We start from the raw sequence: 9,479 nt of genomic DNA, 5'->3' as shown, positions 1-9,479 counted from the left end.
ATGGTACTATCGCTCAAGCGATGGAAGAGTAGGTCGTCGCCAGGCATTGCAGCCTGCGTACCCAGAAGAACCCGTTCACCCGCCTTCCCACCACAAGGCACACCACACACCGCATCCTTGCGGACATCACCTCGACGCGGGGTGGAGCAGCCCGGTAGCTCGTCAGGCTCATAACCTGAAGGTCACAGGTTCAAATCCTGTCCCCGCAACCAACACACACCACGCCCCCCGGCATACCGCCAGGGGGCGTTCGGCGTATTGGCGAAGTCGATGAGCGTCGCAGTCGACGCCTGGACCTCAAGCGTCCGTTAGCGTCCTCGTCCACATGGACCGTGACACCGCCGATCTGCGATCTTAGCGCCTTGATCGCCTTCGCTTGACGCAGCTTCTCGCTCGGCGCCTTCCGGAATGAGGCGAACCTTCGCTGGTAATGTCGAATACGGCACGACCGCCGGCGCTTCTCTCGCACGCGTATGGAGCCGGGGCGGGAGCCGGAAACTCGTGATCTCGGCCTGCCTCGATCACGACCGAGCGAGGATGCGGCCGGAAGGGCGAGGCGCGGCATTCCAGCGTTGTGCATCATGGCGATCCCGCTCACCTTCGCTGTCCTGAATGGATATAGACAACATATGACCAATGGAGTGCAGCCCGCCCTCCCACGATGTCGCCGAAGCGTTGCCGTGCAGGAGCGGCGACGCTAGCCTGGTGGCGGTGGTGACGGTCGAGATCTGCGTGGCCGACGAGGCCGGGGCCGTCGCCGCCATCGCGGGCGGCGCCGACCGGATCGAGCTGTGCGCGGCGCTGGAGGCGGGCGGGCTGACGCCGTCCCTCGCGCTGCTCGAACGCGTCCTCGCCCGGGCGCGGCCGGCAGGAGTCGAGGTCCACGCGATGGTCCGCCCGCGCGCCGGCGACTTCGCCTACGACGCGGACGAGCTGGCGCTGGCGATCGCGGAAGGGCAGGCGCTGGTCGGGGCCGGCGCCGACGGCCTGGTGTTCGGCGCCTGTCGCGGCGCCTGGCTCGACGAGGCGGCGCTGGCCGACTTCGCGGACGCCCATGCCGGGACGCGGCTGACGCTCCATCGCGCGATCGACCTGGTCGCTGATCCGGTCGCTGCGGTCGGGACGGTGATCGCGCTGCGATACGAACGCATCCTGTCGTCGGGCGGCGCGGCGACCGCGGACGAGGGGGCGGACACGCTGCGCCGGATGGTCGAGCGCGCCGCCGGGCGCTGCCGGATCGCCGCGGGATCCGGGGTGCGCGCCGACAACGTCGCGGGGCTGATCGCGCGCACCGGAGTGGATCACGTGCACGGATCGGCATCGCTGCCGGGGCCGCCAGTCGATGCGCGGGTCGTGGCGCTCGGCTTCGCCGTCGGGCCGCGCCGGATGACCGATCGCGAGGCGGTGGCGGCATTGTGCGCGGCGGCGAGTAAACCAGTTTAATGCCACCAACGGACCAGTTGTGCATGGCGTGGAGCTGATCTAGGCTCCGGTACGAGAAGCGAGATTTGGTCGGATGAAGATGGGACGCATCCGCGCGGCGGAGGGCGACAGGGCGTCGGAACGGTTCGGCGAGCGGATCGGCCGGTTCCGCGCCGACGACACGCTGCCGCTCTACCTCCAGCTCCAGGGGCTGATCCGCGACGCGATCCAGGCCGGCATCGCTCCCCGGGGCAGCGGCATCCCCGCCGAGCGCGACCTGGCGGTCGAATACAACATCTCGCGCATCACCGTCCGCAAGGCGATCGAAGGCCTGGTGGAGGAGGGGCTGCTGGTGCGCCGCCGCGGTGCCGGCACCTTCGTCGCCGGGCGCGTCGACAAGGTCTTCTCCAAGCTGTCGTCGTTCACCGAGGACATGGCGGCGCGCGGCCGGGTGGCGAGCAGCCGCTGGGTGTCGCGCACCACCGGCCCGGTCACGCCGGAGGAGGCGATGGCGCTGGGCCTGTCGCCGGGAACGCCGGTGCTGCGCTTCACCCGCATCCGCCTCGCCGACGACGAGCCGATGGCGCTGGAATTCTCGACCGTCGTCGGCGACGGCCTGGGCTCGACCGACGACGTCGGCGAGTCGCTGTACGAGGCGCTGGACCGCGCCGGCAACCGGCCGGTGCGCGCGCTGCAGCGGCTGCGTGCGGTGCCGATCCGGGCGCAGCACGCGCGGATGCTGGAGATCGACACCGGCGATCCGGTGCTGCTGATCGAGCGTCGCGGCTCGATGCGCGACGGGCGGGTCGTCGAGTTCACCCGCTCCTACTATCGCGGCGATTCGTACGACTTCGTGGCCGAGCTCTGACGCGGTGACGAGCGCCGGGATAGGGGACGCGCACACGCTGATGGCGGCCGAGATCGCGGAGGCGCCGGCGGCCGTGGCGCGCCTGCTCGACGCCAACGCGTCGGCGGCGGCGGCATTGGGACGGCGGCTGCGCGACACCCCGCCCGACGTGGTGGTGACGGTCGCGCGCGGATCGTCGGACCATGCCGCCACCTACGGCAAGTATCTGATCGAGACGATGATCGGGGTGCCAGTGGCGTCGGCGGCGCCGTCCGTCGCGTCGATCTTCGCCGCCCCGGTGGCGACCCGCCGGGCGCTGGCGCTGGCGATCTCGCAGTCGGGCCGCAGCCCCGACCTGATCGCGGCCGCCCAGGCGCAGCGGGCGGGCGGCGCGACGCTGGCGGCGCTGGTCAACGACGAAGGGTCGCCGCTCGCCGCCGCGGCGGACACGCTGCTGCCGCTGCGGGCCGGGCCCGAGCGGTCGGTCGCGGCGACCAAGTCGTGCATCGCCGCGATGGCGGGCCTGGCGCAGCTGGTCGCCGCCTGGGCCGAGGATGCCGATCTCGCCGCGGCGCTGGCGACCCTGCCGGACCGGCTCGCCGCGGCGGTGGCGCTCGACTGGAGCGGTGCGGTCGAGGCGTTCGCCGGAGTCGAGCGGATGTTCGTGATCGGTCGCGGCTATGGCTTGGGCGTGGCGGGCGAGGCGGCGCTGAAGCTGAAGGAGACCTGCGGTATCCAGGCCGAGGCGTTCAGCGCCGCCGAGGTGCGCCACGGCCCGATGACCATCGTGGGCGAAGGGTTTCCGGTGCTCGCCTTCGCGCATGGGGACCCCGCGGGCGACGACGTCCGCGACGTGTCGGCCCTGTTCGCCGGCCGCGGTGCGACGGTGCTGCTGGCACAGGCGGGAACGCTCGCCGGCACGCTCCCCGCGTTCGCCGGTCATCCGGCGCTCGAACCGCTGATGATGCTGGCGAGCTTCTATGGCCTTGCCGAGCGGCTGTCGCGCCGCCGCGGCCACGATCCCGACCGGCCGCCGCACCTCGCCAAGGTGACGCAGACGCGATGACCACCCTGCGCTTCACCGGCGGAACCGTGGTCGGGGCGGACGGCTGCTGGCCCGGCGCCGAGCTGACGGTCGCAGACGGCCGCATCGCCGCGCTGGTGCCGCTGGGCGCGGGCGAGAGCGGCGGGATCGACCTGCGCGGCGGATGGCTGATGCCGGGGTTCGTCGACACGCAGGTGAACGGCGGCGGCGGCGTGCTGTTCAACGACGAGACCAGCGTCGACGGCATCCGCGCGATCGCCGCCGCGCACGCCGCCTTCGGCACCACCGCCCTGCTGCCGACGCTCATCAGCGACAACCCCGACCGGGTCGCGCTGGCGATGGCGGCGAGCGACGCGGCGATCGCCGCGGGCGTCGACGGGGCGATCGGCGTCCACATCGAGGGGCCGGTGCTCAATCCGGCACGAAAGGGCATCCACGATGCCGCGCGCTTCCGCCCGCTCGACGACGAGCTGCTCGCGATCCTCACGCGCCCGCACCGCGGCACGGTGATGGTGACGCTCGCGCCCGAGCAGGTCGAGCCCCGGCGCATCGCCGCGCTGGTCGCCGCGGGCGTCCGCGTGTCGGCGGGGCATAGCGAGGCGACCCACGCGCAGGCGGTGGCGGCGTTCGACGCCGGGCTGACCGGCGTGACGCACCTGTTCAACGCCATGCCCGCGATGCGCCAGCGCGAGCCCGGACTGGTCGGCGCCGCGCTGGACGACCCGCGGCCGTGGTGCGGGCTGATCGTCGACGGCGTGCACGTCGCGCCCGCGGTGCTGCGGGTGGCGCTGCGGGCGCGCCCGGCCGAGCGCATGATGCTGGTCACCGACGCGATGCCTTCGGTCGGCGCGGCGGACAAGGATTTCGTGCTCCAGGGACGACGGATCCGGGTGCGCGACGGGATGTGCGTCCACGAGGACGGGACACTGGCGGGCGCCGACCTCGACATGGCGGCGGCGGTGGCGCGGACGGTGGGGTCGCTGGGGATCGAGCCGGCGCGCGCGGCCGCGATGGCGTCGACCAACCCCGCCGCGTTCCTCGGCCGCGGGCAAGAGCGCGGGGCGATCGCGACGGGGCTGCGCGCCGACCTCGCCCAGCTCGATGCCGCATTCGGCCCGGTGGCGACGTGGATCGGCGGACGGCCGATCTCGGACCGATAACCCCGCGGCTGTCCGGCCGGTCGTTGGATCTGGACCGGCCCGTGAGCGTCAGCGTGAACGGCCCTCTGCGGCATCGCGGCGGCGTCCCCCGCACCGCCGGCGCGATCCAGCGGTCGCTGATTGAGCGCGCCGATAGCGCCGCTGCGGCTGCCCGGAAGCGGCACCTGAGCGACGCCGGGCGAGACGCGCATCCGTTTGGCGCCGAGTGCGCGGTACCGCCGCGTCGCGATGACCAGCCCGGCCCGCCTCTTTGCCGCTACGGGCGGCGACCGTCACGCCTGTCCTGACGCGACCGCGCCCCCCGCGCCATCCTCCCCCGGCCGTGCCGAGCGGAGGCGCGCGTCGTCCTCCACGGTGTACAGGCCGCCGTCGAGCGTCGTGAAGCCGCGACCCTGCACCGCCAGGTCCATCGCGCGGCCGGTCGGCCGCAGATCCCCGGCCGCGTCCATCGCGGGCGCGGCGTGCGCCATCACCCCCGCCGCCGCGAACGGGTCGGTCAGCGCCGCAGCGGGCACGTCGGCGTCGTTGCGCATCGCGACGATGGAGGCGAAGCGCACGTCCGCGCGCTTGAAGGCGGGCGTGTTGATGTTGGCGATGTTGTTCGAGATCACCTCCAGCGCGCGTTCCTGCGCCCTGATGCCGACCGATCCGATGGAGAAGGCGCCGCTCATCGCGCCGACTGCCCGAAGGCGCTGATGGCCTTGCCCATCAGGTCGTCGTAGACCTGCACCAGACGCGCACCCGTATCCGCGCTGCGCAACGCGCCCATCATGCCGATCATCTCGTCGCCGAGCGACACGTTCGACGATTCCAGCATGCCCTGTCGCAGCGACGGCTCCTCCATCGCCTGCGCCTGGTCGTCGGCGATGGAGAAATGGGAGCCGTCGATGGCGGACACCTGGTCCCCGCGCGCGCGCACCACCGCGATCCGCCCCAGTACGCGGCTTCCGTCCAGGACGACGCCGTCGGTGGTGATCGTCACCGACGGGCTGCCGAGAACCAGATCGCCGCCGCCCGCCTGTTGTACGGCATAGCCCTGCGGCGTGACCAGCCGGCCGTCCGCGTCGAGCGAGAACGAGCCCTGCCGCGAGTAGAGCAGCCGATCGCCGGCCCGCAACTGGAAGAAGCCGTTTCCCGAGATGGCGAGGTCGAGGGGATTGCCGGTCTGCGAGAGCTTGCCGGCGCGCAGGTCCGATTTCCGGCGGCTCAGCACGGTGTCGAAGGTTGCGTCCCCGGTGTTGCTCGCCAGCGCCTGCCGCTTGAAGCCCGGCGTGGACACGTTCGCCACGTTCAAGGCGGCGAGATCGACGCGTCGTGACGATGCCCGCATCAGCGCGGTCGCGGCGTCGATCAGGCCTGACATGTCCGAACTCCATCGAGTGGAGCCGCAAGGACACAGGATGACGCGTTCTGCGTCAATTTGCGAAAGAACCGAACTGGATCAGATCGTCGGCACTTCGACGGAGGACGCGGGACGAAAAGGATAATCCGGCGCGATCTTCTTCGGCGACGCAGGCTAAAACGCTGCGGCTGTTGCGCCGCAAGTCACCGCCGCACCGGTTCGTTCGTCAGGAAGACGACGTAGCCGCGGAACATCGGCAGCGCGGCGAGGCCTGCGGGTGCCCGCCACTCCCCGCCTTGCAGCAGCCCGATGCGGAACGGCACCTTCAGCCGGTGGAGGTTGGCGAGATAGCCGGCGTAGCCCGGGATCACGCGGCGGCCCTGGTAGATCTGCAGCACCACCTCGTCCACCGTGCCCGCGAGCGCGTCCAGGCCAGCCGGGTCGCCGTTCGCGCTCCAGTCCAACAGGCCGGTCACGCCCAGCCGGCAGTTGCGCGGCAGCCGGCGGCGCAGGTCGGCGAGAAAGGCGGCATAGTCGCCGAGGTGGCGAGTCCCGGCGTCGAAGTCGATCTGCACGCCCGCCACGCGATTGCCGGCGGCGCGCCACCGGCCCAGCTGCGCCAGCAGCTGCGCGTGGACCAGCGGCGTCCAGCGCAGCGTCTCCACGCGCACCACCATCCACACGGGCGTGTGCTTCACCCGCGGCACCGCGGGACGCTGCGACACCAGCCGCACGTCGGGCGCGCGGTCCACCTGCGCCGCCAGCAGGTAGACGCGCCGCGCGCGCTTCAGCACCGGCTGCGGCCGCACGCCCGCCCACAACCAGAAGGCCTCGTAACGGGCCGCATCCACGCGGTCGGGCGACGGCGCAGCGGCGCCGAGCGTCGACAGCGCGAGCAGGGCGGCGAGCGCGCGCACGCGGCCTACCAGTAATATTCCAGCTCGTCCGCCCAGCGCGAGCCGCGGTGGTCGCGGTGCAGCCGTTGAAACCAGGCCTTGCGCGTCGCCTGCGGCACGCCCGCGCCGCCGCAGGCGTTGTTGCCCGACGGCGCGTAGCAGCGCACCGCGCGAAACAGCGCGTAGGCGCGTTCCGGCGCGGTGCTGGCCGGGGAGGCGATCACCGCCCGGTACAGGTCGAGGCGGGAGAAGGGCGGGCCGGCGAAGCCGGAGCGGGTGCCGCCCAGCTCGTCCGCCGGCGGTTGCGTATCGAGGGGATAGGCGTCGAGATCGTTGAGCCGCACGAATTCGGCGAGGCACAGCCGCGGCGTCGCCGCTGTCGGGGCGGTGGCCAGCCGCCGTGCCGTGTCGCGCAGCGGCGGGCAGGGGAAGTCCTCGGCCACCTTGCCCGCGGCGAACAGGCCGAGCGGCGGTTCGGACCGGCCGTCGGCGTCGAAATAGCTGCCGCCCGCCGCCGTGCCGGGCGGCACGGCGGCGAGATCGCCGACGAAATCGGCGTAGCGGCCGCGGGTCAGCCCCTTGTAGAGCAGGACGAACAGCGCGACGGCGCGCTCGTGCGCGCTCGCTCCCGCCGCGCCGGCCTGTCGCCGCAGCAGATCGGGTCCGGCGATGTCGGCCAGCAGCCGGTCGCGCAGCGCCGGCTCCCGGATCGGCGATCCCGCAGCGAACACGCGCTCCAGCCCGGCGTCGCGCTCCTCGTGCAGCGCCAGCGCCAGCTCCACCGTCGCGCGGCGCAGCGGCGTCGCCGCCGCGGGCAGCATCGCCAGCCAGTGGCCGCGCGCCGCGCCGGCCGCCGTTGCGCTTTTCGGCATGTCCATCGCCATGCCGCGCAACATCTGCCGGCTGAAGGCGACGGCATCCTCCGCCGCGTCGCCGGCGCGATCCGGCGACAGCCGCAGCGCCTCCGCCGGCTGACCGTCGACGTAGAAGTCGTGTGCCGCGCGCAGGAATTCGAACAGCGCGCCGGCCTTCGCGAAGCGGGGCCGCTGCACCTCCAGCGCCGCGCGCGTCAGCGTGGGCGTCGTGGCGCCGTCGCCGGTGTTCCGGCGCATGGCGTTCAGGTCGAGGACCGCCAGCAGCACCGGGTCTGTCGTGTCCGCCGCGGTCAGCGTCGGCAGCAGCTTGTTGTCGATCTCCTCCACCAGCGCGGCGTCGCCGATCCCGCGCGTCGCGGCGGGCTGTGCCAGCAGAACGGCATATTCCGCCGCCAGCTTCCGCCGCTCGCCGCCCAGCCACCACACCCGCCGCAGCAGGCCGCGCGCCGACGCGGCGTAGCGCCCGCGCGGCCAGCCATCGAGATAGTGCCGCAGCCCCGCCTCCGCGGCGGCGACCGCCGCGGCGTCGACCGGCGTCTTCTCGTCGCGATAGCCATATTCGTCGAAGGCGCCGACCTGCGCGCGGTTCACCTCCACGCGGGCGAGCATGTAGCGCCCGGTCTCGCGCAGCCACTCGTCCCTGTCGCGCGCCAGCGACGCGAAGCGCGAGCGCGCGCCGTCGAAGTCGCCGGCGTAGAAGGCGGCGGCGCCGTGGAGGTAGGCGGCGAAGCCGCGCGCGGTGGCGGAGCGCGCCGCCGCGTCCGCCGCGGCGAGCGCGCCGGGGCCGCCGCCCGCACCGGCGCAGTCGGGCTTCAGCGCGCGGCGCGCGGCGACCAATGCCGTGCGCTCCGCGGGATCGAGCCGTCGCGCCGCGGCCACCGCCGCCTCGAACGCGGCGCTGCCGCTTGCGTCGCTGCGGCAGCGCGACCCCTCGCCGGCGGCATGGCTGTCGCTGCCGACGTCGGCGGGCGCCGGAAAGGTCACGCGTGCGAAGCTCGTCCAGTCGAACAGCGGGACGGGGGGCAGCTCCCCGCCGGCGGGCACTGCCGGCGCACCGCCGCGGATCAGGAGCAGCAGGTTCACGCGCGTGTCGTTGCCCGGGCTCAGCATGACCATGCTGTCGCAACCGGTCAGGTCGCCGTGCGCCAGCTTCCACGCCGGCGCGCAGCCCATGTCGCCGCTGGCCCACGCCGCCGTCGCCGACGATAGCGCCGCCACGGCGGCGACGAGGATCGCGAGGCGGCGAGGAAGGCACGCGAGGGGGAACGATCGGGTCATGTCGGCTCCGCAATGATGCGGCATCATTCCCCGCGGCCCCGGCCGCGGCAAGACCGATCGCGCGCTAGCGCGCGGGCGTCCACGTCTGCGTCTGGCAGAAGAAGGCGATGCACCCCTTCACCGCCAGCGTGCCGTCGGCATTGCGCACGACGATCGACTTGTAGCTCTTGCCGTTGCGCGGATCGTAGATCGTGCCGCGCCAGTCCTTGCCCTTGTCGGCGAAGCCGCTGAGGATCGCGATCCCCTTGATCGGGCGGGAGCGGAGCGCGGGGTCGGTGTTGTTCACGTCGGTCGCCGCCGCGCCGGGGCGAACCTTCAGTATCTGCGTCAGCCGGCCGCAGGTGGCGCCGCCGCACGCGCCGATCGTCACCACGCCGCTGCCGTCCGCCGTCAGCCAGCGCCCGGCGATCGGCGTCGCGGCCTGCGCCGCTGCCGGCGTGAGGAAGAGCAGGGCGGGAAGCGCGCGCAGGATCGTCATGCCACCCGTCTAGCATTACAGTTGCGTTCTTGATCGGCTATGGGCGCGTTGTGCTGCGGCCTGATGTGCGCGTCGCCAGCATGACCATGCGATAACGTGCCTGGGTTCGATACGACGCTGGGCCAGTCTGACAACG

Annotated in this window: 9 protein-coding genes and 1 tRNA gene; 5 read left to right on the top strand and 5 right to left on the bottom strand. The window is 73.0% G+C overall.

The genetic code is table 11. From position 1 onward, the window contains the following. Window positions 1-135 precede the first annotated feature (135 nt). From HBH26_RS19890 to nagA, 5 genes are all read left to right on the top strand, one after another. Window positions 136-212, top strand: a tRNA-Met gene (locus HBH26_RS19890). A 493-nt stretch (window positions 213-705) separates the two neighbouring features. Beyond that, the gene (locus tag HBH26_RS19885; RefSeq protein WP_338057462.1) at window positions 706-1,443 is read left to right on the top strand and encodes a copper homeostasis protein CutC; all 738 of its coding nucleotides are present in this window, start codon (window positions 706-708) and stop codon (window positions 1,441-1,443) included. A 73-nt stretch (window positions 1,444-1,516) separates the two neighbouring features. Continuing rightward, window positions 1,517-2,290, top strand: coding sequence for a GntR family transcriptional regulator (locus HBH26_RS19880; RefSeq protein WP_239024952.1), 774 nt, complete (start codon window positions 1,517-1,519; stop codon window positions 2,288-2,290). A 40-nt stretch (window positions 2,291-2,330) separates the two neighbouring features. Next, window positions 2,331-3,335 carry an SIS domain-containing protein gene (locus HBH26_RS19875; RefSeq protein ID WP_168136319.1) on the top strand — a complete coding sequence of 335 codons (1,005 nt, stop codon included), beginning with the start codon at window positions 2,331-2,333 and terminating at the stop codon, window positions 3,333-3,335. Further along, window positions 3,332-4,474: an N-acetylglucosamine-6-phosphate deacetylase gene (gene nagA, locus HBH26_RS19870; protein WP_168136318.1), complete on the top strand. Its 1,143-nt coding sequence runs from the start codon at window positions 3,332-3,334 to the stop codon at window positions 4,472-4,474. The genes HBH26_RS19875 and nagA overlap by 4 nt, the downstream gene beginning before the upstream one ends. A gap of 272 nt (window positions 4,475-4,746) precedes the next feature. On the opposite strand, the gene HBH26_RS19865 is transcribed toward nagA, so the two are convergent. The 5 genes from HBH26_RS19865 to HBH26_RS19845 form a co-directional block, all read right to left on the bottom strand. Then, window positions 4,747-5,145, bottom strand: coding sequence for a flagellar hook-basal body complex protein (locus HBH26_RS19865; protein ID WP_168136317.1), 399 nt, complete (start codon window positions 5,143-5,145; stop codon window positions 4,747-4,749). Beyond that, a complete protein-coding gene (locus HBH26_RS19860; protein WP_168136316.1) occupies window positions 5,142-5,837 on the bottom strand; it encodes a flagellar hook-basal body protein in 696 nt (231 codons plus the stop codon). The genes HBH26_RS19865 and HBH26_RS19860 overlap by 4 nt, the downstream gene beginning before the upstream one ends. Window positions 5,838-6,019: 182 nt before the next feature. Further along, a complete protein-coding gene (locus tag HBH26_RS19855) occupies window positions 6,020-6,733 on the bottom strand; it encodes a DUF3142 domain-containing protein (protein WP_338057461.1) in 714 nt (237 codons plus the stop codon). A gap of 5 nt (window positions 6,734-6,738) precedes the next feature. Beyond that, window positions 6,739-8,865 carry a PA5441 family protein gene (locus tag HBH26_RS19850; protein ID WP_168136315.1) on the bottom strand — a complete coding sequence of 709 codons (2,127 nt, stop codon included), beginning with the start codon at window positions 8,863-8,865 and terminating at the stop codon, window positions 6,739-6,741. Between the two features lie 64 nt (window positions 8,866-8,929). Next, the gene (locus HBH26_RS19845; protein ID WP_168136314.1) at window positions 8,930-9,343 is read right to left on the bottom strand and encodes a DUF2147 domain-containing protein; all 414 of its coding nucleotides are present in this window, start codon (window positions 9,341-9,343) and stop codon (window positions 8,930-8,932) included. Between the last annotated feature and the right edge of the window lie 136 nt (window positions 9,344-9,479).

The sequence above is a fragment of the Sphingomonas corticis genome (assembly GCF_012035195.1).
In the GTDB taxonomy this organism is placed as follows: Bacteria; Pseudomonadota; Alphaproteobacteria; order Sphingomonadales; family Sphingomonadaceae; genus Sphingomonas; species Sphingomonas corticis.
Note: the sequence above shows the minus strand (reverse complement) of the source record. Positions and strands in the feature narration are given on the sequence as shown.

Excerpts from the sequence above, each read along its gene's own strand:
- HBH26_RS19880 (WP_239024952.1), top strand. The coding sequence starts at position 1,517 with ATGAAGATGGGACGCATCCGCGCGGCGGAGGGCGACAGGGCGTCGGAA.
- HBH26_RS19875 (WP_168136319.1), top strand. The coding sequence starts at position 2,331 with ATGGCGGCCGAGATCGCGGAGGCGCCGGCGGCCGTGGCGCGCCTGCTC.
- nagA (WP_168136318.1), top strand. The coding sequence starts at position 3,332 with ATGACCACCCTGCGCTTCACCGGCGGAACCGTGGTCGGGGCGGACGGC.
- HBH26_RS19865 (WP_168136317.1), bottom strand. The coding sequence starts at position 5,145 with ATGAGCGGCGCCTTCTCCATCGGATCGGTCGGCATCAGGGCGCAGGAA.
- HBH26_RS19860 (WP_168136316.1), bottom strand. The coding sequence starts at position 5,837 with ATGTCAGGCCTGATCGACGCCGCGACCGCGCTGATGCGGGCATCGTCA.
- HBH26_RS19850 (WP_168136315.1), bottom strand. The coding sequence starts at position 8,865 with ATGACCCGATCGTTCCCCCTCGCGTGCCTTCCTCGCCGCCTCGCGATC.
- HBH26_RS19845 (WP_168136314.1), bottom strand. The coding sequence starts at position 9,343 with ATGACGATCCTGCGCGCGCTTCCCGCCCTGCTCTTCCTCACGCCGGCA.